The sequence below is a fragment of the Streptomyces angustmyceticus genome, assembly GCF_019933235.1.
GTDB lineage: Bacteria > Actinomycetota > Actinomycetes > Streptomycetales > Streptomycetaceae > Streptomyces > Streptomyces angustmyceticus.
Window position 1 is genome coordinate 7,064,074 of sequence record NZ_CP082945.1, and the last position, 24,231, is coordinate 7,088,304.

At 72.6% G+C, this 24,231-nt stretch carries 17 protein-coding genes; 7 read left to right on the forward strand and 10 right to left on the reverse strand.

What is annotated here, in order from left to right; translation table 11 throughout:
* Positions 1 to 55: 55 nt before the first annotated feature.
* From K7396_RS31565 to K7396_RS31575, 3 genes are all read left to right on the forward strand, one after another.
* Positions 56 to 568, forward strand: coding sequence for a Clp protease N-terminal domain-containing protein (locus K7396_RS31565; RefSeq protein WP_086719139.1), 513 nt, complete (start codon positions 56 to 58; stop codon positions 566 to 568).
* Between the two features lie 67 nt (positions 569 to 635).
* Positions 636 to 1,781, forward strand: a complete 1,146-nt coding sequence (locus tag K7396_RS31570) for an EamA family transporter (RefSeq protein WP_086719118.1) — start codon at positions 636 to 638, stop codon at positions 1,779 to 1,781.
* 266 nt (positions 1,782 to 2,047) lie between these two features.
* Positions 2,048 to 3,025, forward strand: a complete 978-nt coding sequence (locus tag K7396_RS31575; RefSeq protein ID WP_086719117.1) for a DMT family transporter — start codon at positions 2,048 to 2,050, stop codon at positions 3,023 to 3,025.
* Between the two features lie 108 nt (positions 3,026 to 3,133).
* Here K7396_RS31575 and K7396_RS31580 read toward each other — a convergent pair whose 3' ends face one another.
* Positions 3,134 to 3,796, reverse strand: coding sequence for an FMN-binding negative transcriptional regulator (locus tag K7396_RS31580; RefSeq protein WP_086719116.1), 663 nt, complete (start codon positions 3,794 to 3,796; stop codon positions 3,134 to 3,136).
* Between the two features lie 9 nt (positions 3,797 to 3,805).
* On the reverse strand, positions 3,806 to 4,471 hold the full coding sequence (locus K7396_RS31585; protein WP_086719115.1) for a pyridoxamine 5'-phosphate oxidase family protein: 666 nt from the start codon (positions 4,469 to 4,471) through the stop codon (positions 3,806 to 3,808).
* 35 nt (positions 4,472 to 4,506) lie between these two features.
* Here K7396_RS31585 and K7396_RS31590 point away from each other — a divergent pair, with 35 nt between their 5' ends.
* Complete coding sequence (locus K7396_RS31590) at positions 4,507 to 5,838, forward strand: aminotransferase class I/II-fold pyridoxal phosphate-dependent enzyme (protein ID WP_152104524.1); 1,332 nt, start codon at positions 4,507 to 4,509, stop codon at positions 5,836 to 5,838.
* 48 nt (positions 5,839 to 5,886) lie between these two features.
* On the opposite strand, the gene K7396_RS31595 is transcribed toward K7396_RS31590, so the two are convergent.
* Entirely contained in the window at positions 5,887 to 7,092 is a 1,206-nt protein-coding gene (locus tag K7396_RS31595) for a DMT family transporter (RefSeq protein ID WP_223660258.1), read from the reverse strand.
* 74 nt (positions 7,093 to 7,166) lie between these two features.
* Here K7396_RS31595 and K7396_RS31600 point away from each other — a divergent pair, with 74 nt between their 5' ends.
* Positions 7,167 to 8,075, forward strand: coding sequence for a LysR family transcriptional regulator (locus K7396_RS31600; RefSeq protein WP_086721887.1), 909 nt, complete (start codon positions 7,167 to 7,169; stop codon positions 8,073 to 8,075).
* Positions 8,076 to 8,108: 33 nt separating this feature from the next.
* Here K7396_RS31600 and K7396_RS31605 read toward each other — a convergent pair whose 3' ends face one another.
* The 3 genes from K7396_RS31605 to K7396_RS31615 all read right to left on the reverse strand — a co-directional run bounded on the left by K7396_RS31605 (position 8,109) and on the right by K7396_RS31615 (position 11,828).
* Positions 8,109 to 9,704: a carboxyl transferase domain-containing protein gene (locus K7396_RS31605; RefSeq protein WP_263296025.1), complete on the reverse strand. Its 1,596-nt coding sequence runs from the start codon at positions 9,702 to 9,704 to the stop codon at positions 8,109 to 8,111.
* Positions 9,697 to 11,157 (reverse strand): acyl-CoA synthetase, encoded by a 1,461-nt coding sequence (locus K7396_RS31610; RefSeq protein WP_152104523.1) that lies wholly within the window; start codon positions 11,155 to 11,157, stop codon positions 9,697 to 9,699. The genes K7396_RS31605 and K7396_RS31610 overlap by 8 nt, the downstream gene beginning before the upstream one ends.
* A gap of 206 nt (positions 11,158 to 11,363) precedes the next feature.
* The gene (locus K7396_RS31615) at positions 11,364 to 11,828 is read right to left on the reverse strand and encodes a pyridoxamine 5'-phosphate oxidase family protein (RefSeq protein ID WP_152104522.1); all 465 of its coding nucleotides are present in this window, start codon (positions 11,826 to 11,828) and stop codon (positions 11,364 to 11,366) included.
* Between the two features lie 337 nt (positions 11,829 to 12,165).
* Between K7396_RS31615 and K7396_RS31620 the strand changes: the two genes are divergently transcribed.
* Positions 12,166 to 12,813: a cysteine hydrolase gene (locus K7396_RS31620; protein WP_086718589.1), complete on the forward strand. Its 648-nt coding sequence runs from the start codon at positions 12,166 to 12,168 to the stop codon at positions 12,811 to 12,813.
* 46 nt (positions 12,814 to 12,859) lie between these two features.
* On the opposite strand, the gene K7396_RS31625 is transcribed toward K7396_RS31620, so the two are convergent.
* From K7396_RS31625 to K7396_RS31635, 3 genes are all read right to left on the reverse strand, one after another.
* Entirely contained in the window at positions 12,860 to 13,315 is a 456-nt protein-coding gene (locus K7396_RS31625; RefSeq protein ID WP_086718588.1) for a GNAT family N-acetyltransferase, read from the reverse strand.
* A 161-nt stretch (positions 13,316 to 13,476) separates the two neighbouring features.
* Positions 13,477 to 13,998: a Rieske (2Fe-2S) protein gene (locus tag K7396_RS31630; RefSeq protein WP_086718587.1), complete on the reverse strand. Its 522-nt coding sequence runs from the start codon at positions 13,996 to 13,998 to the stop codon at positions 13,477 to 13,479.
* Positions 13,999 to 14,208: 210 nt separating this feature from the next.
* Positions 14,209 to 16,467: a S9 family peptidase gene (locus K7396_RS31635; protein WP_086718586.1), complete on the reverse strand. Its 2,259-nt coding sequence runs from the start codon at positions 16,465 to 16,467 to the stop codon at positions 14,209 to 14,211.
* Between the two features lie 389 nt (positions 16,468 to 16,856).
* On the opposite strand from K7396_RS31635, the gene K7396_RS31640 reads away from it, so the two are divergent.
* Complete coding sequence (locus tag K7396_RS31640) at positions 16,857 to 17,876, forward strand: HEAT repeat domain-containing protein (protein ID WP_086718585.1); 1,020 nt, start codon at positions 16,857 to 16,859, stop codon at positions 17,874 to 17,876.
* A gap of 72 nt (positions 17,877 to 17,948) precedes the next feature.
* On the opposite strand, the gene K7396_RS35735 is transcribed toward K7396_RS31640, so the two are convergent.
* Complete coding sequence (locus K7396_RS35735) at positions 17,949 to 24,164, reverse strand: toxin glutamine deamidase domain-containing protein (protein WP_263296026.1); 6,216 nt, start codon at positions 24,162 to 24,164, stop codon at positions 17,949 to 17,951.
* Positions 24,165 to 24,231: the final 67 nt, after the last annotated feature.

Here is a 24,231-nt window from a genome sequence, read left to right on the forward strand (position 1 = left end):
CAAATGCTCCCCGCCGGGGATGATCCGGCGTCCGGAGGCTGGTGGGGTGGAGGCTGTGCAAAACCGTACTGCGTACAGTGGCGGCGAAGGTCCCGCTCAGGAGGAGTCCGCCAGTCAGCTCACCGTCGAGCTCGCGACGGTCGTGTCCGCCGCCCGCAGGCGGGCCACCCGCGACGGAGACCGGCAGGTCGACACCGCGCATCTGCTGCACGGCCTCCTGGAATCCGACCCCGCCGTACGCGCCGCCTTCGAGGGCCCACCGCAGGTCGCGCGGCTCCTGGGCTACCTCGTCCAGCGCAGCATCGGCTACGGCCTGCGGTGGCACGGCACCGTCGAGGACTCCGGCGCGGTCCCCGTGGTCACCGAGGGGCAGGTCCCCGGATGGTCGCCGGCCGCGGCCGCCGCCATGGACGGCGCCCTGGACCGTGCCCACGCCCGCTACGCCACCCGCGCGGGCTGCCTCGACCTGCTCGCCGCGTTGGTGGACGACCCCGAGTCCCGCGCCGTCGAGGTCCTGCGCCGGGCCGCCGTCGACACCGGCCGGCTCGCCGCCCGCCTGGACGGGTGACGCCCCGGCCGGAACGGACAGGGGTCTGGGGGGTCACACTGCTGACGGCGGCTGCCATGATGACCCGATGCACGCGTCTTCGGGGAGCCCGGCCGGTCCATCGACCGGCCCGGCCCAGGGAACTCCGGGGTCCCGGGGGCCCCAGCCACCACACCCCGCCCTCGGGGCGAGCCGCAGCGAGGCGTCCCGGGGACGCGGCGCCGGCCTCGGCATCGCCCTGCTGTCGGCCCTGGCCTTCGGCGGTTCCGGCGTCGCCGCCAAGCCCCTGATATCCGCCGGCCTCGAACCGCTGCACGTCACCTGGCTGCGGGTCGCCGGTGCGGCGCTGGTCATGCTGCCGCTCGCCTGGCGGCACCGGGAACTGCCGCGCCGCCGGCCCGCGCTGCTCGCGGGCTACGGCCTGCTCGCCGTCGCGGGTGTGCAGGCCTGCTACTTCGCCGCGCTCTCCCGTATCCCGGTCGGTGTCGCGCTGCTCGTCGAATACCTGGCGCCCGCCCTCGTGCTGGGCTGGGTCCGTTTCGTACAGAAGCGGCCGGTCACCCGTGCCGCCGCGATCGGCGTGGTGCTGGCCGTCGGCGGACTGGCCTGCGTCGTCGAGGTCTGGTCCGGGCTGAGCCTCGACGCCGTCGGCCTCGCCCTCGCTCTCGGTGCGGCCTGCTGCCAGGTCGGCTACTTCGTGCTGTCCGACCACGGCGGCGACGGCGACGACACCGTGGACCCGCTCGGCGTGATCGCCTACGGCCTGCTGGTCGGCGCGGTCGTCCTCACCGCGATCGCCCGCCCCTGGGACATGGACTGGTCGGTGCTCGGCGGCGGCGCGGAGCTGAACGGCTTCCAGGTGCCCGCCGCCCTGCTGCTCGCCTGGATCGTGCTGATCGCGACGGTGGCCGCGTACCTCACCGGAGTGGTTTCGATCCGCCGGCTCTCACCGCAGGTGGCCGGGGTGGTCGCCTGCCTGGAGGCGGTCATCGCGACCGTCCTGGCCTGGGTCCTGCTCGGCGAACACCTCTCCGTGCCGCAGATCGTCGGCGGCCTGGTGGTGCTGACCGGTGCCTTCATCGCGCAGTCGGCCAAGCCGAAGACGACGGAGACGGTGCGGGTGGCGCAGGGCGGCGGTTCGGGGGACGGCGCGGGCGCCGGCGGTACGGGAGACATCCCGGCGTCCTCGGCCCCGCCGGCTCCCACCGCCCCGTCGGCGCCGTCCGGGCCGTAGCGGACCCCATGAGACCTGTCTCCCGGCTCCCGGACTACCTGGGGGCGGGTCCGAAGGTGACTTGTCGGCCGGTTCGCGGGCGACGTAGGGTGACGATCATGCATTCGACCGTGCTGCCCCCTCCCGCCGCGTAAGGCGGGCGGCGGCCTCCGAGGAAAACCCGGCCCGGGAAGGTTCCCGAGCCGTTTTGTCGCTGCCTGTACACGGGACCACGCGACCACTCCACGGCGCACCGCGCCGTCCTGGATTTCCCGGAGCACCTCTTCATGCATGCCACTCCTTCCTCCGCCCTGCCCGTGGGCCGGGGGCTGCTGTACGTGACGTTCGCAGCCACCGCCTGGGGCACGGCGGGCGCGGCCGCCGCCCTCCTCTACCGCGGCAGCGGACTCGGCCCGCTCGCCCTGACCTTCTGGCGCACCTTCGGCGGCCTGCTCCTGCTGCTCGCCGTACGGGCGCTGCTGCGCCGCCGGTCCGGCGCCGCCACCGTCCCCGCCCCGCACGAGCCGCTGCGCCGGCGGGTGACCCGGACCGTGGTGACCGGCGTCGCCCTCGCCGTCTTCCAGGCGGCCTACTTCGCGGCCGTCGAAGCCACCGGACTGGCCGTGGGCACCGTCGTCACCATGGGAGCCGGCCCCGTCCTCATCGCCATCGGGGCGCGCGTGACCATGGGCGAACGGCTCGGCGGTGGCGGTGTGCTGGCCGTCGCCGGGGCGCTGGCCGGGCTGGCGGTGCTGGTCCTCGGGGGCGGCCAGGGCGCCGCCGTCCGGCTGGCCGGCCTCGGGTACGCCCTGCTGTCCGCGGCGGGATGCGCCGCGATGACGCTGGTCAGCAGGCGGCTGGGCAAGGGTGGCGGCAGCGATCCGTACGCCTCGACGATCGGCGCGTTCGCCGTGGCCGCGCTGTGTCTGCTGCCGCTCGCCGCGGTGGAGGGGCTGTGGCCCCAGGGGCAGGATCTGGGCCGCAGCCTGGTGCTGCTCGGGTACATCGCGGCGGTGCCGACGGCGCTGGCCTACGGCCTGTACTTCGCGGGGCTGGCCGCTGTCCGCGCCGCGACCGCATCGGTGATCTCGCTGATCGAGCCGGTGTCGGCCGCGGTGATCGCGGTGCTGTTCCTCGGGGAGCGGCTCACGGCGGCGACGCTGCTCGGCACCGGTGTGCTGCTGGCGGCCGTGGCCGCGCTGGCGGTGACGGAGGCGCGCGGGGCGGTGACTGCCGCGCGGCCCGCGGCGCCGGCGGGCGGCTGAGCCCGGGTGCCCCCGGCCGGTTGTGGCCGGGGGCACCGGGCACCCGTCGCGGAACCGGCCGGGGCGGCCGGAGCGAGCGGGTCGTTCGGTTGGTGCAGTCCGTGGAGTTCAGGAGCGGGGCCGGACGGTGGCCGTGGTGGTGGCTGCCAGCCGGCGCTGCTGGTGGGTACGGGCCGCGGCGTCCCCCGGGCCGTCGCGTTCGGCGAGGCGTTCCGAGATCCGCTGCTGGACGGCCTCGCTCCGCTTGCCCCCGTACTTGAACTTGGCGCGGACCTCGTGCACTTCGAGGCGCAGGCCACGGATGCCGGACAGCTGTCGCCCGTACGGAGCCGCACCCGCGGCCACCGGGGCCGATCCGCCGCCCGGCTGGAAGTGGTCCATCTGGTGCTGCAGCAGCGCCGCCTTCTCCTCCGGATCGTCCACCACATGGGCGGTACAGGTCAGTTGGACCGCGGCGTAGAAGCTGGTGGGCACGCCGTGCTCGGACGGCTGGTCCTCGGCCGCCTGCCAGGGGCCGGGGATGAAGGTGTAGTCGTCCACCACGCTCAGCAGTACCGTCGGCCGGTCCTCCAGCGCGGCCCACAGGGGATTGGGGCGGGCCAGGTGGGTGACCGCCTCGCGGCGGGACGGGTCGTAGGAGAAGTGCAGTGGTTGCAGCAGCGGAGGCTCGCCGGGCCGTCCGTTGACGGCCAGCTGGCCGAAGTCGTGCGCCGCGAGCCACTGTTGCCACTCGGCGTCGTCGGTCGGGGCGTCCCAGGGATGGATCAGCACGGGTGCTCCTCAGCGGGCGGAGAGGTACGCCGGCTCGGGGATGCCGGGTGCCAGGTCGTCGGCGGCTATGGGAGCGCCGTGCACCGGCGCCACGGGGAGGACGCCGCTCCAGTACGGCAGCGCGAGATCCTCCGGCTCGTCGCTGGGGCCGCCGCTGCGGATCTTGGCGGAGACCTCGCGCAGGTCGAGCCGGATCACCGCGGTCGCGGCCAGCTCCTTGGCGTTCCCCGGCCGGGAGTCCGCGGCACGCCCGGGCAGCACATGGTCGACGAGCGCGTCGAGCGCGGCCTTCTTCTCCTCGGGGTCGGTCACCTGGTGCGCGGTGCCGTGCACCACGACGCAGCGGTAGTTGATGGAGTGGTGGAACGCGGACCTGGCCAGCACCAGCCCGTCGACGTGGGTGACCGTGACACACACCTCCAGCCCGGCGTCCGGTGTCTCGCCGGCCATCCTCAGCGGACGCGATCCGGTCGATCCGTGCAGGTAGAGGCGGTCCCCGACGCGGCCGTAGAGCGTCGGCAGGACGACGGGGGAGCCGTCGCGGACGAAGCCCAGATGGCAGACGTATCCCGTGTCGAGGATGGCGTGCACGGTCTCCTGGTCGTAGGCCGCGCGGTCACGGGCGCGCGTGGGGATCGTGCGCGCGGTCGGTTCGTACGCCTCGGCTCGGGCCATTGCCAACTCCATTGCACTAGTGCATAATCGTGTTTGTGCTAGGAGAGTATCGGATCGAAGGGCGGCGCGCATCGGAGATTGCCGCCAGTGTCGAGCGAGCCGTCGGTGCGGGTGAGCTCCAACCGGGCGAAGTCCTGCCCCCGCTGAGGGAGTTGGCGGTCTATCTCGAAGTCAATCCGAATACGGTCGCGGCCGCCTACCGCACGCTCCGCGATCGCGGGGTGATCGAAACGGCGGGCCGGCGCGGCAGCCGGGTGCGTCCCCGCCCGGCCAGTACCCCGCGCGAGGCGCTGCGAGTGGAGGTCCCGCCGGGCGTCCGCGACGCCTCGGGCGGAAACCCCGACCCGTCCCTGCTGCCCCCGCTCGAACGGGCGCTGGCACACGCCGCGGCGCGCAGCGCGCAGCGCCCCGTGCTCTACGGCACGCCCGCCGTGGACGACGACCTCGCAGCCCTCGCTCGCGCGGCGTTCGACGACGACGGCGTGCCGGCCGGACCGGTCGCCGTCACCAGCGGCGCGCTGGACGCCATCGAGCGGGTGCTGGCCGCCCATCTGCGGCCCGGCGACACCGTGGCGGTGGAGGACCCGGGGTGGGGCAGCCTGCTCGACCTCATCCCGGCACTCGGCCTGCGCCCCGCCCCGGTCGGGGTCGACGACGAAGGCCCGCTGCCGGAGTCGCTGGCGCGCGCGCTCCAGGACGGCGCCCGCGCCGTCGTCGTCACCGACCGGGCCCAGAACCCCACCGGGGCCGCCGTCAGCCGCACCCGCGCCACCGAACTCCGCACCCTCCTGGCCGCGCACCCCGGCGCCCTCCTGATCGAGGACGACCACGGCCACGGCATCGTCGACCTTCCGCTCCATCCGCTCTCCGGCGTCACCGACCACTGGGTCCTGGTCCGCTCGACGGCCAAGGCGTACGGCCCGGATCTGCGCCTGGCGGTGCTCACCGGAGACGCGCTGACCATCGACCGGGTGCGGGGCCGTCAGGGTCTGGGGCCGGGCTGGGTCAGTCATCTCCTCCAGGACGCGGTCGTCCACCTCTGGCGGACGTCCGCGGTGGACCCGGAAGCGGTGGCCGGGGCGTACGGGCGTCGGCGGGACGGGCTGATACGGGCACTGGCGGAGCGCGGGGTCCGTGCCCGGGGCCGCAGCGGCATGAATGTCTGGGTGCCGGTCCCGGACGAGACCGGCGCGGTGGCCCGACTCCTGCACTCCGGCTGGGCGGTGGCCCCCGGCGCCCGCTTCCGGATGGCCTCCCCGCCCGGCATCCGCATCACCGTCTCCGCCCTCTCCGACGACGACATCGCCCCGGTGGCGGGCGCCGTTGCCGCGGCCACGGGGGTGGGGGAGACGCGGCGGTATGAGTGAGGGGCGTGGAGAGGGTGGGGTGGGGGCGGGGGCGGGGCTCTGGGGGCGTCAGTCGGTGGTCGGGCCGGGCTGGGGGAGTGGCGGGGTGCTCGGGCGGGGCCTGCTCTGGGTGAGGGCGGCGCCGGCCAGGACGATGAGGGCGCCGACGGGGGTGTTCCAGCTGAGCTGTTCGTGGAGAAGGGCCACTCCGGCCGCGGTGGCGATCACGGGAATGAAGTACGTGACCATCTGGGCGGTGGTGGGGCCGATCTCGGCGACCAGCCCGTACTGGATGAGGAAGGCGAAGCCGGTGCCCAGGGCGCCGAGGGCGAAGACGGCGAGCAGCGGGATGACCGGGTAGTGGGTCGGTGCGGTGGTGAACAGGGGTGTCACCACGGCCAGTTGGGCGGTGGCCAGGAGCAGCTGGGCGCTGGACATCGACAGGTGGGAGTGCGGGACGCCCGCCAGGGTGCGGCGGACGTAGATCCAGCCGACGGCGTAGCTGAGCGAGGCGCCCAGCGCCATCGCGGTGCCCGTCAGATCCGTGCCGGCGAAACCCTGCCAGGCGCCGAGCACCGTGAGCACGCCCAGGAATCCGAGGCCCAGCCCCGCGACCCTGCGCCGGGTGGGACGGTCCTCGGAGAGCGCGACGACCGAGAGAGCCATGCCCCACAGCGGGGAGGTGGCGTTGCAGATGCCGGCCAGTGTGGAGGGGATGGTCAGTTCGGCGTAGGCGAAGAGCGAGAACGGCAGCGCATTGAGGAAGAACGCGGCAACGGTGAGATGAGCCCAGGTGCGGGGAGCACGGGGTAGCCGCTCTCGCTTGATCACGACTATGGCCAGCAGCACCAGTGCGCCGAACGCCACCCGGCCGAGCGTCACCTGCAGTGGGGCGAATCCCTCGGTGCCCACCTTGATGAAGAGGAAGCTGAAACCCCAGACGAGGGAAAGGGCGGCGAAGCGGAGTCGCCAGCCGATGGTCCGTCCGGTGGCCTTGGCGGTCCCGGTGCCGGGGGCGGAGGTGGCGAGCGGGGCGTCCGAGCGGGACGAGCCGGACGCCGTGCCGGGAGGGGAGGGCGCGGAAGCGACAGCTGTGCCGCACGAGGCGGAGGCGTCGCCCGGACGGGACGATGCGGGCGCGACCTCGCTACGGGGCGAGGTGCGCGCGGCCGTCGAGCCGTGCTCGTTCGTGATCGTGCGCACGGTTGTGGCCGGAGAGTTCGCGGTGGCGGCAGAGGCGGCAGAGGCGGTGGGGGTGCCGGTGGTGGTGCTCATGACGACTACGATGCGGCGGGCAACTTCGTAGCACAAGCGATATTTCGTGTGGGGTATCGCTTAGCATTGCTTATATGTTGAACCTTGATCGCCTGCGGACGCTGAGTGCGATTGCCCGGCACGGATCGGTAGGCGCCGCCGCCGACGGACTGCATGTGACGACTTCCGCCGTCTCGCAGCAGATCGCCAAGCTGGAGCGGGAGACCGGACAGCAACTGCTGGCGAAGAACGGGCGCGGGGTCCGGCTCACCGACGCCGGACGGCTGCTCGCCGACCACGCGGCGCGCATCCTCTCCCAGGTCGAGCTGGCACAGGCCGAACTGGAAGCGCATCGCGGGCAGGCGGTGGGCGAGCTGCGGATGAGCGCGTTTCCCACCGCGGCACGGGGACTCTTCCCGGCCGCGCTGGTCACGCTCCGTGCCGAGCACCCCCAGCTGCGGGCGCGGCTGACGGAGAGGGAACCGGACGATTCGGTACGCGGCGTGGTGCGCGGCGATTTCGATCTGGCCGTCGTCCTGGACTGGTACAACCGGCCGTTGTCCCTCCCCGAAGGGCTGGCGAAGGCCCCGCTCCTGGATGATCCGGCCGATGTGGCGATGCCGTCCACACATCCGCTCGCCGGGCGACGCTCCGTGGAGCTGGACGAATTCGCGGACGATGAGTGGATCTCCTGGCCGCAGGGGGAGTTCTGCCAGGACTGGCTGATGTTCACCCTGCGCGGCAAGGGCGTGGAGCCGCGCATCGCGCATATGGCGGAGGAGCACCACACCCAGCTGGCCCTGATCGCGGCCGGATTGGGCGTGGCGGTGGCTCCGCGCCTCGGCCGTGGGCCGGTGCCGGACGGAGTGAGCGTGGTGCCCGTCCGGCACACGATGCGCCGCCACGTCTACGCCATCTGGCGCGCCGACGCCGACCGCAGGCCCTCGATCCGTGCCGCGGTGGGGGCGCTCCGCGCGGCCGGGAAGCTCGTGGAGGGCTCCTGAGACCGGCGGGAGCGCCGCCCGCGCCCGCCCCCGTCAGGGCGGTGGGACGATGCCCTGGATGACGCCCAGCTCCAGCAAGTCCTGCGGGCGGATGCGGAGTTGGTCGGCGGTGTCGTGGACCTGCGCCTCGTCGCGTTTGAGGATGGCCGCGGCCAGCTCCGGGGCGATCACGGAGAAGTAGCTGTCCGGGGTCGCCCACAGCCGGTCCGGTGCGGCCAGGGCCAGGGCACCGCCCGAACCGCCCTCGCCGATGAGCAGGGAGGTGACCGGCACCTCGGCGGTGGCGAGCGCCGCGAAGGCATCGGCGATGGCCGCCCCCGCGCCGGCGCGTTCGGCCGCGGCGTCGTTGGCGGCGCCCGGGGTGTCCACGAGGGTGAGCACCGGTATCCGCAGCCGGTCGGCGAGCCGGACCAGTCGCGCGGCGGTACGGAAGCCGGCCGGGCGGGTGGCCGTGCCGCACTGGGCGGCGAAGGCGATCGTGCGCCCCTCGCGGTGGCCGAAACCGCAGCGTATCCCGGGGTCGACGCCGCCGCAGCGGTCGCCGCTGATCTCCTCCCGGTCGTCGAAGTACGCCCGCAGATACGCCTCGGCGCGCGGCCGCCCGGACTCGCGGGCCCGGACCACCGCATCCCAGCCGGTCTCGGGCAGTCCGGGCACGCCGAGTGCGGACGGCGGGGGTGCCGGCTCCACGGTACGGGTGCGGGCTTCCTCGGGCGGGCACAGCAGTCGCAGCCACCGCTGGAGCGTGCCCCGCAGTCGGTCGGGCGGGACGACGGCGTCGATGTGGCCGGTGGCGAGTTGGCCCTCGGCGGAGTAGGCGAAGGGATCGGCGTCCGGGGGGCGCACGCGTGAGCCCGCGAAACCGATCTGTGCCCCGGGAAGCGCGAGGATCACATCGGCGGCGGCGCCGAGAGTGGCCCAGCCGCCGCCGGTGGTCGGATCGCGCAGCACGGCGATCTGCGGCAGGCCCGCGGCGCGGTTCAGCGCCGACTGCCGTGCCACCCGCTGGAGTTGGGTGAGCGCGCGCATTCCCTCCTGCATGCGGCTGCCGCCCGTGGCGATCAGTGAAACGACCGGCAGGCCGCGCTCGCGGGCGAGGGTGTAGGCGGCCTCCAGGCGGTCGCCGGTGCGCTCGCCGAGTGAGCCGCCCAGATAGCGGAACTCGAAGGAGAGCACGACCGCTTCCCTGCCGCCTATCGTCGCGAGGGCGGTGACCACCGACTCGTCCTCGCCGGTCCGTGCGCGGGCACGGGCCCGCGCGTCGTCGTAACCGTGCCAGCCGAGGGGGCCGTCCGGTGGGGACGCTGTTGTGGGCGTGGGCGTGGGCGTGGGCGTGGGCGTGGGCGTGGGCGTGGGCGTGGGCGTGGGCGTGGGCGTGGGCGTGGGCGTCTCCGCCGTCGCCGTACGGCCGGTGGGGACGGTGGTCTCGGTGTACGCATCCGCGACCGCCGCGATGGCTTGACGTGCTGTCAGGCGAGCGCACGGGAGTGTGGCGGCAGCGTTCCCGTCCCCGTCCCCGTTCGCGTTTCCGCGTGCGGCGGTGTTCCCGTCCCCGGAACCGTTCGCGCCCCTGGCGGTGTTCCCGTCCCCGCCTCCGCCCCCGGCCGGGTCCTTGTCGCCGTTACGCATGGAGCTCACGCTTCAGGATCTTGCCCATGTCATTGCGCGGCAGGGCGTCCAGGAAATGGACCGTGCGGGGGCGCTTGTGCGGGGCGAGCTGGCCGGCGACGTGATCGGCGAGTTCCTGGGCGGAGGGGGCCGGGCCCGCGTCCGGACCGGTCTCCAGGACGATCCAGGCGACGATCCGCTCGCCGAGATCCTCGTCGGGAGCGCCGGTGACGGCCGCCTCGGCGACCCCGGGGTGGGCCAGCAGCGCATTCTCGATCTCGCCGGCGCCGATCTTGTAGCCGCCGCTCTTGATCAGGTCGGTGGCCTTGCGGCCCACGATGCGGTAGTTGCCGGCGGCGTCCCGGACAGCCATGTCGCCGGTGCGGAACCACCCCCCGTCGAAGGCGGCGGCGGTGGCGTCTGGGCGATTGAGGTACTCGACGAAGAGGTTCGGGCCGCGGACCTGGATCTCGCCGACCGTCTCGCCGTCGTTCTCCTCGATGGCCCGGCCCGCGTCGTCGACGAGCCGGACGTACACCCCTGGCAGCGGCACCCCGACCGTGCCCGTGGCGTCGGGGCCGTCCGCCCGCACGCTGGTGTTCATGAGGGTTTCCGTCATGCCGTAGCGCTCGATCACCCGTCGGCCGGAGGCCGCCGCGATCTTCTCGTGATCCGTCAGCGGTAGCGCGGCCGAGCCGGAGACCAGCAGACGGGCGCGGGAGAGCGCCTTGGCGAGCGCGGGGTCCCGGCCCGCCTCGACGGCCAGGCGGTGGTACATCGTGGGCACCCCGAACAGCATCGTGCCGTCCCCAGTGAGCGCGCGGGCCACCGCGTCGGTGCTGAAGCGGCCCAGGTGGTGCACGCTGCCGCCGCGGCGCAGCGGTCCGAGGATGCCGAGGATCAGGCCGTGGACGTGGAAGAGCGGCAGGGCGTGGACGAGGACGTCGTCGGCGGTCCACTGCCAGGCGTCCTCCAGGGCGTCAAGGGTGTGCGCGAGGGCGCGCCGGGGGAGGACGACGCCCTTGGGCGGCCCCGTCGTGCCGGAGGTGTAGACGATCAGGGCCGGCGCCTCGTCGCCCGCTTCGTACGCCGGCGGGGCCGGTACGGCGTCCTCCGGTGGCTGCGCCGCCTCGATGTCGACGCGGCGCAGCGCGGCCAGTGGCTCCGGCAGGTCGGCGTCCGGTTCCGCCAGGACGAGCGACGGCGTGCTGTCCGTCACGATGTGCGTCAGCTCGCTCTCCCCGATCCTCGGATTCACCGGCACCACGGCCACTCCGGCGAGCAGCGCGGCCACCACACCGACCGAGGTCTCCAGCGTCGGCGTCGCCCACAGCGCGACACGGGTCTCACCGGCGATCCGCTCGGCGAGCGCGCCCGCCACCGACGCCAATTGGCGATAGCTGAGGGTGCGGTCACCGAAGCGCAGCGCGGGTGCGGGCGAGGCGTCGCGCAGCGCGGGGAAGAGCACGTTCACCGGATCTCCTTCGTCCTCGGCGCCCGGCCCGTCGCGGCCGGGCCGTCCCGCTCCCGCACCCTGCCGGTACCGAAACGGGCTGACCCGTACCACTCTCGCAGAGACCACTGACAACGCGATCACATCCGGGGACACGTGAGCAGATCACGGACGGCACCCCGCCCGGCCACCGCCCCGCCCGCGCATACCCCGCCCGGCTCCCGCCCTCACCCCGGGATCTTGCGGAAGTCCCAGGAGGCGACCGATTCCGGCGTCAGGCGCAGCCACGCATGGCGGCCGTCGTGCGGCATTTCGGAGATGCCGAAGTACTTCTCCGCGAAGAGCCGCTCCGGGGCGTCGAGCCCGGGGCACGGTTCGCCGGTGCGCGGCGCCTCGCCGACGAAGTCCGCGCGGCCCGTGAGCTCCGCGCCGCGCAGCTCGCCGTACTCGTGCCCGTCGTCGACGACCACCGCGATCCGCGGATCCTTGCGCAGTTGTGCCCACCGCTTGCTGCGGGTGATCGAGTACAGCCACAGCGCCGCGCCGTCCCAGACGAACCAGAGCGCCCCGACGTGCGGTGCCCCGTCGGCGCCGACCGTCGCGACCCGGCAGGTGCGCTGCCCCGCGAGGAACGCGTCGAGCTCGCCCCGCGTCATCATGATCCGGCGCCCGCGCCGCTGTGTGTCGGCCATCGTTCCTCGCCCTCCGCCGTGTGCCCCGCTCATGGGGCACTGATCCGCCCGCCTGACACCGGCCCCTGTCGTCACCAGATCCGACCTGACTGAGTGTCAGGAAGCATGAGGGCTCTTCCTGTCATGCGCAATGCCCGGTAGCCTCACCCGGCTCGGGCCGGCCGACGGACCGGTCCGGCGGCACGTCACGACCGACGCATCACGATCGGCGCATCACATCGGACGCTTCACATCCGATGTGTCAGGTCTGATGCTTCACGTCCGAGGCGCCATGTCCGACGAGTCACATCCGACCGAGTCACGTCCGACCGAGTCACATCCGACGGAGGGGATCGCGATGTCTTCGGGTGCCGCACGGCTCGTCGAGCAACTGGATCCGGCCTCGACGGTGTTGCTCACCGTCGAGTGCCAGCGCGGCGTGGTCGGTCCGGACAGCGCGCTGCCCGAACTGGCGGACGCGGCCCGTACGTCGGGGGCGCTGGCGAATGTTGCCCGGCTGGTGGCGGCCGCCCACGACGCCGGCGTCCAGGTGCTGCACGCCGTGGCCGAACGGCGGCCCGACGGCCGCGGAGCCAGCCGTAACGCCCGCCTCTTCCGGGCCGCCGAACGGCTGCCCGTCCAGCAGCTCACCGGGTCCACGGCGGTACGCATCGCCGACCCGATACCCGTCTGGGGCGACGACCTGGTGGTGCGCAGGCTGCACGGCCTCTCGCCCCTCGCCGGCACCGACGTGGACGCGCTGCTGCGCAATTTCGGGTGCCGCACGCTCGTCGTCACCGGGGTGTCGGCGAATGTGGCCGTCCCCAATGCCGTGTTCGACGCGGTCAATCTCGGTTACGCGGCCGTGGTGCCCGCGGACGCCATCGCCGGGGTGCCTGCCGACTACGTTCCCGCGATGGTCCGCAACACCCTTGCCCTGGTCGCCACCGTCACCACCGCGGACGACGTCCTGGCGACCTGGAGGCTGCCGAGGCGGGGCCGCTGACCCCTGGGGCGGGCCCCACGGGGCACCCCGGTGTGCCCGTCGGGGCCTAGAGCTTTCTCGTCATGAACGCGCTGTTCGGGTCGGGGCGGTAGGTCGCGAAGGGGGCGCAGTACGCGAAGCCGAACTTCTCATAGAGCTTCCTGGCGGGCAGGAAGAACTCGTCCGCGCCGGTTTCGAGACTGAGGCGGGTGAAGCCCATGCGCCGGGTCTCGGCGAGGATGTGGTGCAGCAGGAGGGACGCGATGCCGCTCCGCGTGCGTGCCGGTGCCGCGCGCATCGACTTCAGCTCGGCGTGGACGGTGTCCAGCCTCTTGACCGCGCCGCAGCCCACCACGGTGTCGTCGTCCATGACCGACCAGAACGTGACCCCAGGTCCGCGAAGCGCGTCGAGATCGAGGGCGTGTTTGCTCTCCAGCGGGGTGATGGACCGCATCTCGCGCACATGCTCGTCGAGGAACTCGGCGATCCGCGGGCCGGAGAGGTCATCGACCACGATCTTCACGGGTGCTCGCCCTTCGTCGGAACCTTCAGCTCAGTGAACCAGCCCGGCTGGCGGTCGGCCGCGCCGACTGGGGCCGGTGGTTCCTCGGCGGCGGTCCCGAGGTGTGCCGGTGGCGCCCGCCCGCCGGGGTCGCGGTCCCGGCGGGCGCTGGGGTCGCGTCGTCAGCCGAGAGAGACCGAACCGCCCTTGACGTTCACCTTGGCGGGTGCCAGCCCCTTGGTGGCGGGGCCCTTCTTCACGCTGCCGTCGGTGATGTCGAACTTGCTGCCGTGGCACATGCAATTGATGGTGCCGCCGGAGACCTCGCCGACGACGCAGCCCGCGTGGGTGCAGATGGCGGAGAACGCCTTGATGTCGCCGTCCTGCGGCTGGGTGACGACGACCTTGTCGGCCTTGAAGATCTTGCCGCCGCCCTTGGGGATCTCCGAGGTCTTGGCGAGGATGGTTCCCCCGCCGGCGGCGCCGCCACCGGCCGAGCCGTCGCCCCCACCGCTTGCCCCCGAGCTGCCGGCCTGATCGCCACCACCGGCGGCCTTGGAATCGCCGCTCCCCGCGTCCGCCATGTCGCCTCCGCAGGCCGCGAGCGCCGCCGTCAGGCCGGCCGCGCCGACCGCCGCCACGACGGTCCGCCGCGCCGTCCCGCGCTCTGCCGGAGCCCGGCCGGTCTCCTCCGTAGCCGTCATCGCGTCGGTCTCCGCCTGCTGCGATGCTGCCTGTCGAGCCATGGTGTGCCTCCGGTTCATGGTGGTGCCTTCGGTGCGCGTTGTGCTCCACGGACGTTGTACAAGCTCCATACGCAGGGACGGTCCGGCGTGTTCAATGCGCGACCCGTTCCTTTGCAGAAGCGCACCGACGGCGGTGAACCGCCAGGTCGGACGGGGACGACCCGCCCCTCACTCCCCGTCGGTGCGTCGCGCCAGTGCGTCCAGCAGGAAGTCCCGCTGGAAGTGCAGCAGCTGCTCGTTCACCGCGTCGTCGGCCGGCAGGTGCGTGGCCCCGGGGAGCGGGAGCACGCTGTGCGGTTTGCCCGCCGCGAGCAGCTCCGCGGAGAAGCGCAGGGTGTGCGCGGCGGCCACGTTGTCGTCCGCCAGCCCGTGGACCAGCAGCAGCGGGCGGCGCAGCAGGTGGCCGTGGCCGATCAGGGAGGAGCGCGCATAGTTCTCCGGGTGCTCCTCCGGGTGTCCCAGGTACCGCTCCTTCCAGTGGGTGTCGTAGAGGCGCTGGTCGGTGGGCGGGGCGCCGGCGACCGCCGCGTGGAAGACGTCGGGGTGGTGCAGCACGGCGGCCGCGGCGAGGAACCCGCCGAACGACCACCCGCGGATCGCCACCCGCGTCAGATCCAGGTCCGCGCAGCGCGCCCCGGCCGCCCGCAGCGCGTCGATCTGGTCCTCCAGCGCGGGCGTGAGCTGGTCGCCGTGGATGGCCTTTTCCCAGGCCGGGCCGCGGTTCGGCGTCCCGCGCCCGTCGACCACCAGCACCGCGAACCCCTGCTCGGCGAACCACTGCGACACACAGCCGGTCCATCCGCGGCGCCGTCCCACGACCTGCAGGGCCGGACCCCCGTACGGGTCGAGGAGCACCGGCAGCTTCCCCGCACCCTCCTCGTGCCACGACGGAAGGAAGAGCGCGCCGTGCAACTGCCGCTCGCTGAGGCGGAGATGGCGCGGTCGCGGGGTGACCAACGGCTCCTCGGCGAGCGAGGGTATGACCTGATAGCGCGCGTCCTCGTCGCCGCCGGCCGCGTCCGGTCCGGTCGCCCGCAGCACTCCGACTTCATCGCCCCGCGGCGTCGCGCCCGCCAGGACGACCGTGCCGCCCCGCCCCACGGCGGTGTACCGGCCGGGGTTCCGGCTCAGCCGGCGGCAGCCGTGGCCGGGCTCATGGCGCCACACATGGGTCTCCAGTGGGTCGTCGCTCGCGGTGAACAGGACCCGCTCGCCCTCGACCCCGAGGACCGCGCACAGTTGCAGCCCTTCCGGGGTGACCCGCCGGCCGCCGACGGTCAGATACCGGGTGTCGCCGTCGTCCTCGGGGAGCACCAGGGCGCCGGACGCCGTACGCGCCGGGGTGCCGCCGACGAGTTCCACCCACGCGGGGTCGGTCCGCTCGTGCAGCACCGCGGTGGCACCGGTCGCCGGATCGACCGCGAGGGTGCGCACGGTGCGCTGGTCGCGGCTCTGCACGGCGAGGTACGGGCCGTGCGCGTCCCAGCCGGCGTCCACGAGGTACTCGTACGCCGTGCGGTCCCATGCGACGTCGACCCGTTCGCCCTCCAGCGAGACGATCTGCAGGGTCACCTCGGCGTTGGGGGTACCGGCCGCGGGGTAGGCAACGGCCCGCGGTGGCTTGGTCGGGTCGGCCGGATCGCCGAGGTAACGGCGTTCCACGGGGCCGGTGTCGACCCTGGCCAGCAGGACGTGGCGGCTGTCCGGCGCCCACCAGTAGCCGCGCGTGCGGTGCATGGACTCGGCGGCGACGTACTCGGCGAGGCCGTAGGAGATGTCCGGGCCCTCCGCGCGGGCCAGTTGGCGGTCGGTGGCGCCGCTCGGATCAGCGTGACCCGGATCAGCGTGACCCGGATCGGTGTCACCCGGATCGGCGCAGGTCGGATCGGCGCAGGTCGGATCGGCGCGGGTCGGATCGGTGCCGCTCAGCCCGACGACGTGGAACGACCGGCGGCTCACATAGGCGATGTGCCGGCCGTCGGGGGAGGGGCGGGGGTCGACCACCGGACCCGCCGCCGGGACGGAGAACGGTGTCCCGCCCTCGGTGCGCACCGCCCACAGGGCTCCGGACAGGGCGAACGCCACGAGACGGGCGGCGGCGTCGGTCGCGTAGGACACCACGCCCTCGGACCGTTCACGGGCGCGCTCCCGGCGCAGCCGCTCCTCCTCGGGGATCGCGCCCGGGGCGGTCCCCACCAGGAGTGCCGGATCGACCAGAAGCCTCTCCGTCCCCGCCTCGTACTGCCACAGCCGGCCGATGGGATCGGTGCCGGAGGCCGTACGGACGAAGAGCACCCGGCTGCCGTCGGGGGAGACGGTGAAATGCCGGGGAACGCCGAGGGAGAAGCGGCGGGTGCGGGCGAACTGGCGCGGAAATCCGGTGGAATCAGGGGAGTTCGCGGTGTGCTGGGAATCCGGGGAGTTCACATGGCGCGTGGCGTTCAGGTTTGCGCTGGGCAAGGTGCCGTCCTCCAGAGGGGTAGGGAACGAGAGAGCAGGAGAGGTAGAGAGCAGGGAGCTGGAAAGCAGGTGGTTCCGGGTGCGGCGGTCCCGGGGAAACATAGGCAGATCCGGGATTCACGGAAAAGGGCGGCCGCGACGATTTCTGGCCAGCACGGTGTGTCCGGTACCGGACCGGGTGCACAAGGGAATTCGGGAGTCTGCCTCTGCACCCTGCCGCCGGCGCATCCTGATGATCATGATGCGGGCCATCGGCGCGGCAGGTCAGGAGAGCCGCAGAGCGATCCACGGGATGATAGCGCACAGGGGGCCGTATCCCGGCAGAGTCCCGGCAACTGCTCGGCTAGGGTCGTTGCATGAGTGAGGACATCGCCGCGCTGGTACGTCAACTGGCAGCCGAGGACCGGGACGAGCGCAGGGCCGCGACGGACCGGCTGGTCGCGCTCGGCGCCCCGGCCGTGGAGCACCTGCTGCCGCTGCTCACCGGGGAGGACGGGCCGGGCCGGTCGGCGGCGGAGGCGTGCGTGCAGCGCCTCGGGACCGCGGCGATCGAGCCGCTGCGCAAGGTACGCGCCGAGGGGCCGGGACGCCTGCGGCCGGCCGCGCTCCGCATGCTCGCGAGCGTCGGCGGCGGCGATGCCCTGAGCCCCGCCGACAAGGCGGCCGTCGAGCGGCTCGTACAGATCAAGCTGCTCGACGAAACGCCCGGAGACCTTCCGTCCGACCGCTGGGTGGCGGTGCCAGGGGCGGAGGTGAAGGACATCGTCCGGGCCCTGGAGCTCCATGACGCACGCCCCGTCACCACGGCCATGGGCGTTTCGGCGGCCCTGCACCACGAGAATGCACTCGACCACCGGTCGGCCGACGGCACCACCAGCACGGAATACCGCGTGTTCATCACGCCCGAATTCGACGGCTGGCGGCTCGTCTACGGTGCCGACTATCTCAATGACAACTGGGCGCAGGTCATCGAAAAACTCAGCACCCATTGCCGGGAAGCCCACTTCTACGAGGTGGACGAATACCACGGCGCGCAGGTGTGGTGGGTGATGGAGAACGGGCAGGACAAGCGTGGCCATCGCACCTACGGCGATCCCGAATGGGTCGGCGAACCCCTGGAGTTCGAACGCGACCTGATGCAGGAAGCGGCCGAGGAGGAAGGCGAGGGAGAGGACGCGGGAGAGGGCGGCGAACTCTATGGCTCGGACGAAACCGGGGGGTACGCCGAGGGGGTCCGCGACCCGGAGGAGGCGGCGTCCTGGATCTCCATCCAGCCGTCGACCGTGGAGGTGCTCGACCGGGTGGGCCATGGCTGGCTCGCGGTGACCAGCCCGGAGGTCGGGCACGGCCGCTTCAGGGGCGCGCTGGACATCTGAGAGCCGGGAGCGGCACGGTGCCACCGCCCTGGGCGGGCGGTGGAAGCGGGGTCCGGGGCCGTCCCGGGCCGGTCACATCAGACTCGGCTGGATCTTCCGCCAGGTCTTGTCGAGGTGCTCGATGTGCCGGTCCATCTCCCGGACCATGGCCTGCTTCTCCTCCGTCGTCGAGGCTTCCTTCCGCTTGGTGTACTCGCGGTCGATGATCTTCTTGAGTTCCTTGCGCGCGTCCGCGTCGCCGAGATTCTGCGCCGCCGCGATCTCCTTGGCGGCACGTTCCGCGGACTTGTCGGTGCGTGCGTTGATGCGGTCGGCGATGTTCTGCTGCACTTCGGCCGCCGCCATCTTGTCGACCTTCTTCTTCTCCACGGTCTTCTCCGTGTCGAGCTTCTTCTTCGCAGCGACATCGGCCGGGTCGGTGCGATAGGTCGTGCTGTAGTACACCTTCGTGCCGTCGAGGGCCTTTTCCCGCAGCACCGTTGAGCACTTCGCATGGCCCTGCCCCATACCGCAGGGCTCACGCTCCGTGTAGACGGACTTGGGCGTATAGGTGTTGTCGCCCTGATTGACCCGCTTCAGCCATTCGGCGAGGTGCTTTTCCGAGTGCCGGCCCGACACGTGCTTCTCGCCCACCGGCACCGAGGAGTCGGTGACATAGTGCGTCCCGCCTCCGGGTGTCGGACCCTCGACCTCCAGCACCGCGTAATTGCGGTCCGTGAGGTCGGGGCTGTTGTTCTTCAGGCTGGACGGAATGGGGTCGAGTTTGAGGGTGTTCAGGAGCTTGTCACTGCTCTTGCGGTGCCCCCGGACGCCGAGCGACTCATCCGAATTCTTGGCCGCGCTGTCCGTCGTATCCGGTTTGGGGTCGGCCTCGCCCTTCTTGCGGTACGGCTTGTCGACGTTCTCCGGATTCTTGCCCACACCGTGCTGTTCGTGGAATCCGACGCTCAGCCGGGCCAGGGACGACACGACCGCGAGCTGCTCACCGCGCTCCAGGCCCTTGAACCCGGGCAGCCGCTGCTCCAGATCGCTCTGGGTGAAGGCGCGCGGACCCTTTCCGGCATCGGCGGAGGAGGGCGTGGCATCACCGGTCGAGGCCCGCAGGGCATCCGCGAGGTGCCCGTCCTTCGCCCAACTGTCCAGGTGGGCATGGACGTTGTCGAGCGGGACGCGGTGGACGTCGCGGTCCCGCCGGAGCTCGTTCTGCAGCTTGTCCGGCGGAATCCCGTACTCCTTGGCCCCCTCGGCCTCCGCGTCGAGGGTCCGGTCCCCCTTCTGCTCCTGCTCGGAGGTGTCGCTCTCACCACGGTCGTGCGGGTCGGAGTAGGGCGGCTTCTTGTCGACGTCCATCGCGTCGTCGTCGCTGTGGTGCGACGGCGACGGCGAATCGTCCAGTTTCAGCGCGGCGAGGCCCTCGTGGTCGGGGTCGGTCCGCGGCCTCTTGTGGCCGTTTCCCGACCCCGACGAGGAGCCGGTGCCGGAGCCCGACGGCTGGCCGTCCGTGGGCGGCGGCAGACTGGCCTTCCGCTTCCCACCGGGGGCATCGGGGGTCGGCTGCTTGGGGCGGCTGTCGGGGGCCGGCCGCTTCGTTTCCCCGTTGGACGTCGGCGACTTGGGGTTGCCGGTGGACGAGGACTGCTGCGGACGGCCGCCGGCGGGAGTCTGGTCCGGGCGGTTGCCGGGCGTGCCCGGGGGAGTGGAATCGGGCCGTGGCGGGGCGGGCCGGTTCGGGTCGTTGCTCTGGGGGCCGGCCTCACGCGACGGGGTGTCACCGGGGTTCCGGCCGGGGGCGTCGCCCGCATCAGGCCGGCTGTCGTCGTGACCATGCGGACGAGGCTGTCCACCGGCCGAGCCGTCGGCAGACGGCCCGGAAGAAAGCGAGGTGGACTGCTTGCCGTCACCCGGGTTGGTGTCGTTCGCGGGCGACGCCTGTGGGGTGTCACCGGCCGGCTGCTGGGCGGGGTCGCTCGTGTCCGCGTCCGGGGTGTTGTGGCCGGTCTGCGACGGGGCGTCGGAGTGCGGTGAGTTGGACTGCGGCGCGTTGTCCTGCTGAACGTCGCCCTGTTGCGCGTCGCCCTGCTGCGCGTCGCCCTGCTGCGCGTCGCCCTGTTGTGCGGTGTCGTGCTGCTGGTCGGCGTGCTGGGTATCGGACTGATCCGACGTGGAATGACCGTCATCCGACGAGCCGCTGTCGGCCGTCGGATCCTGCGCGGGATGGAGCGGATTCCGATCGGCGTCCAGCGGGATGTAGAAGACATCCGTGGCGCCCTCGGTGTTGATCGGCTTCTCGCTCACCTCGCCGCTCTGGGTGTCGACCCACACGATGCGGCCGTCGTGGTTGACGGCGTTGAACGCGTGGCCTCCGCCGTCGGCCCAGTTGACCTGCACGATCGCCGACGAGCCCGGACCGGCTTTCAGGAGGTCCTTGGCGATCGCGTCATGACCGTCCGGGCTGGTGCCCGCATACGAGTGCGGCGCGCCGGTCCAGTTGATGATGTTCTCGTTGGCGTCCGTCTCCGGCGACCAGTGGTCAGGGGTGCCGTCCGCGTTGAGGTCCGGCGTACGGGGCGCCGAGACCTGCGGGTTTCCGTACCAGGTCTCGAGGAACGAACGGCTGCAGTCGGCACAGTTGTTGGACCGGCCGGGAACGCCCGGACCACCGTCGTTCTGCAACTGGGCCCAGTTCCCCGACGGGTCGGGAAAGCGCTGAGGGGTGCCGTCGTCGTTACGGGGAACGGCATCGGCAAGGGCCTGCTGATCCGAGGGGTCCGGGGGCAGCAGGCCGCCCGGGGCCTCCTGGATACCGGCGCGGATGTCATCGAGGCCGGGCCGGTCGTCATGCGCGTCGGAATCGGTGTCCGAGTCGGAGTCAGAGTCCGGGTCCGGGTCCGGGTCCGGGTCGGAATCAGGGGGCGAGTCGGAGTCCGTATCGGGGTCGGAGTCCGGGGCCGAGTCCGTATCGGGGGCCGGGTCCGGATGGGAGTCGGAGTCCGGGTCGGAGTCCGAGTGGGCCTCAGAGTCTGAGTTGGCGTCCGAGTCCGAGTGCGCGTCGTGCGCATCGTGTGCGTCTGGATCCGGCTTCGAGTCCGAGTCCGTGTCGGTGTCGGTGTCCGACTTCGGGTCGGCGTCAGACGTGGCGTCCGTGCTCGGGTCCGACTCGGGCGAGTCCTTGCCGTCGGTGTCGGCATGGTCGGCCTGAGGGTGCTCGCTCTTGCCGTCGTCGCCCTTGTCGGCGCCCTCGTTGTTCTTGGAGTCGTCGTTCTTGACGTCGTTGGGCTGGTGGCTGTCCGGCTTGTTGCCGTCTGCCTGAGGGGCGTCCTGGTGGGGGGAGTCGGGGGCCGGCTGGTCCGTGCCGGGCTTGCCGTTTTCCGGGGTCTTCGCGGAGTCGGGGCCGGTGTCGGGCTTCTGCTCGGGACCGTGGTTCTCCGGTCCCTTGTCCGGGGGCGGAGTAGGCGACTGGTTCTGGGACTGGTGCGGGGTCGGCTCGTTGCCACGCGGCTGCTCGGTACGAGGCGTGTCCGCGCGCGCAGGCGTGGGCCGGGGACGCGAGGTCTGGTCGGGCGTGCCGGGGCGCTGGCGCGGGGGAGTGGCGCGGGGATCGCCGTAAGGCGCGGTGCGAGGGTCCCGGGCGGGGGTGCTGCGGGGCGGTGTCCCGTTGCCTGCCGGTGTGGAACGCGGGGGTGCGGAGGCGGGCGGAGCACCCGCTGAAGCGTGCGCTCCGGCGGGGGCACTCGGGGTGGGCACCGGGCCGCCGCCCATGGCGACGCCGGGCGCGGCCGTGGCAGCGCCGGGAGCCGTCGCCGGCTGGGAAGGGGAGGGGTCGCTCCCGGTCGTGTTCGGTATTCCGGTGGGGGGCGGCGCGAAGGTGGTCGCGCTGTCCGTGTGCATGGTGACGTCGTTGTCGTCGTGCGCCTGGTGGGGGTTGTGCTGCTGAGACCCGCCGTACGAGGAGCCGGACGAGGCATGCGACGACGCCGCATGGGGCATGGCGCCGGAGGGCATACCGACCCGGCCGCCGCTCCCGTTGGCGCTGTGGTCGCTGTCGCTGCTCGACGGTGAGGGGGAGGAGTCCGGGCCGGCGGGCGTGTTGTCGGGTGCGGGCGAGGGGGAGGGGACGTGCGTCTCCGGCCGGTTTCCCGAATCCGGTGAGGGCGAGGAAGACGGGTCCGGGGACGGGCCCGACGCCGGGGACGGATCGGAGGACGGGGAACGATCGGGAGACGGCGAGGGATCGGGCGACGAGGACGGCGAGGACGACGGAGAGTGCTGAGCCGACTGGTGGCCGTCCGGGCCCGAGTCGCCGGGGCCGGGCGCGCCGTGCTGGATCGGCCCGGAGGCGGTGCCGTCTGCAGGGGCGGGCGCGGGAGATGCACCATCGGCGTGACTGGGCGTGCTGCCGGTCTGGGCGGTCGGGCCGTCGGAGTGGTCGGGCGTCTGCGAAGGCCCGCCGTCGTGCCGTGCTCCCGCGTCGGGCGAGGGCGAGCTGTCCGTGTGCACGGGATCGGGGGACGACGTCCCGTGATCCGGTCGCGGACCTGCGTCCGGGGCGGGCGAAGCGTCGCCGTGGGACGACTCCGGCGAGTGCGTAGCGCCTGCGTCGGGCCGGCCACCCGAGTCCGGGGACGGCCCGGTGCTGGAGTCGGACCTGACGCCGGGATCCGATCCCGCGCCGGAATCCGGCCTCCCGCCGGAGTCCGGTCGCGCACCGGAGTCCGGCCCCGAATCCGCCCTGGTGTCGGCGGCGGGAGCCCCGTCCGGCCGGCCCCCGGAGTCGGAGGACGGCGATGTGTCGGGCCGGGACGTCCCGCCGTCGGAGGAGGGGCGCGCGTCGGGGGAGGAGTTCGGGTCGGAAGAGTGGTGCGAGTCGGAGGAAGGAGGCGAGTCCGGGGATGCCGAGGGCGAGTGCGTCTGCGGGGTGGAGGAAGAGGAGGCGGAGCCGTGCGAGGAGTCGGCAGAGGAGTCCGACGGCGCGTCGCCGCCGCTCTGCGATTCGCGGTACCCCGCATCGAACGGAGTCAGCCGGTCCGGAGACGGGGAGTCCGCGTGCGAAGGCCCGGAGTGCGCCCCACCGTCCGGGGAGTGCCCGCCACCGGATACGGAGTTGTCGTGAGCGCCGGCCGGTGCCCCCGAGCCGCCGGGAGCGGAGTTCGCCGTGACTCCGGCGCCGTTGTGGCCACTGCTGCCGCCAGTACCGCCGCTGTGCGAAGCGCCACCACCGGACGAGCCCTCACCGCCCGAAGCGTCACCGGAAGAACCGGAAGCGCCCGAGGTGTCCGAAGCCCCCGAGGACGACGAGCCACCGGCCGAAGAATGACCGCCCGAGGAGGAAGAACCACCCGACGACGATTCCCCGGACCCGGAAGCTCCCGCCCCTGCCCCTGCCCCTGCCCCAGTGTCCGAACTCCCGCTCTCCGGAACGCCGTTGCTCTTCCCCTCGCCGGCGCCGTCACCACCGCCGAGCCCCTTCCCATGCTTCCCGCTGGACGAGTCCGCGGCGGAATCATGGCCGGAGTCCGATTTCGAGTCCGAGCCCGAGTCCGAATCGGAGCCGTGTCCGGCGGCGGACTCCATCCCGTTGCGGACGTGGTGTCCCGCCTTGGCGCCCGCACCGTCACGCAGGGACTCCGCGAACGTCTGGCCGGAGTTCTTGAGCGCGTTGACGCCTTCCTCGGCGCCCTTCTTGACCGTACGGCCGGCGTCGAAGCCGTCCTGCGCGTCGAAGCTCATGTTCACGGACTGCGCGATGACGTCCGAGATCATGGCCTGCAGCGCCGAGACGGCAGGCTCCTTCGCCGTCTCCAGGGCCGCGTCGAGCAGCTGCTTGGCTACCTCCTTGATGATCTTCCGTACGATCGCGCGGGTCGCCGCGGTCGCTGCTGCCGCCGCCACCTCGGACAAGCCGAAGGTGAACGGTGCCGCCGCTTGAGCCGCGATGATTTCCGCGGCAAGAATCGCCAACTGGGCGATCACCGCGACTTTCATCCCGATGACGAGTCCGGCCGCGGCGTCCAGTGCGTCGGCGATGGCGGTGGCGGCGCTCCGGGCGTCGGAGAAGTAGCCCGAGCCGCCCGCGAACTTCTCCCACGTGGTGTGGAAACCGTCGATGGAGTCGCCGGAGTTCTGCGACAGCACATTGCCGGCCGCCTTGACGCCCTCGTGCTGGAGATTCTCCACCCCGGCCGCGAAATCCCGCCACTTCTGGGCGGAATCCATCAACTTGTCCTCGTCCGCCGTGGGCCAGTTGAACCCCAGCATTTCAAGAACCCACTCAAGTGCGTCCGGAAGCATCAACGACACGGCTGGGATTCCTTCGGCTGGCTGGGGTTCGGGTGCGTACGGATCAAGGACTGCTCGT

What these genes read in the sequence shown, in the direction of transcription:
- K7396_RS31640 (WP_086718585.1), top strand. Translation starts at nt 16,857, where the DNA reads ATGAGTGAGGACATCGCCGCGCTGGTACGTCAACTGGCAGCCGAGGAC.
- K7396_RS31600 (WP_086721887.1), top strand. Translation starts at nt 7,167, where the DNA reads ATGTTGAACCTTGATCGCCTGCGGACGCTGAGTGCGATTGCCCGGCAC.
- K7396_RS31620 (WP_086718589.1), top strand. Translation starts at nt 12,166, where the DNA reads ATGTCTTCGGGTGCCGCACGGCTCGTCGAGCAACTGGATCCGGCCTCG.
- K7396_RS31595 (WP_223660258.1), bottom strand. Translation starts at nt 7,092, where the DNA reads ATGAGCACCACCACCGGCACCCCCACCGCCTCTGCCGCCTCTGCCGCC.
- K7396_RS31570 (WP_086719118.1), top strand. Translation starts at nt 636, where the DNA reads ATGCACGCGTCTTCGGGGAGCCCGGCCGGTCCATCGACCGGCCCGGCC.
- K7396_RS31615 (WP_152104522.1), bottom strand. Translation starts at nt 11,828, where the DNA reads ATGGCCGACACACAGCGGCGCGGGCGCCGGATCATGATGACGCGGGGC.
- K7396_RS35735 (WP_263296026.1), bottom strand. Translation starts at nt 24,164, where the DNA reads ATGCTTCCGGACGCACTTGAGTGGGTTCTTGAAATGCTGGGGTTCAAC.
- K7396_RS31630 (WP_086718587.1), bottom strand. Translation starts at nt 13,998, where the DNA reads ATGACGGCTACGGAGGAGACCGGCCGGGCTCCGGCAGAGCGCGGGACG.
- K7396_RS31575 (WP_086719117.1), top strand. Translation starts at nt 2,048, where the DNA reads ATGCATGCCACTCCTTCCTCCGCCCTGCCCGTGGGCCGGGGGCTGCTG.
- K7396_RS31585 (WP_086719115.1), bottom strand. Translation starts at nt 4,471, where the DNA reads ATGGCCCGAGCCGAGGCGTACGAACCGACCGCGCGCACGATCCCCACG.
- K7396_RS31605 (WP_263296025.1), bottom strand. Translation starts at nt 9,704, where the DNA reads ATGCGTAACGGCGACAAGGACCCGGCCGGGGGCGGAGGCGGGGACGGG.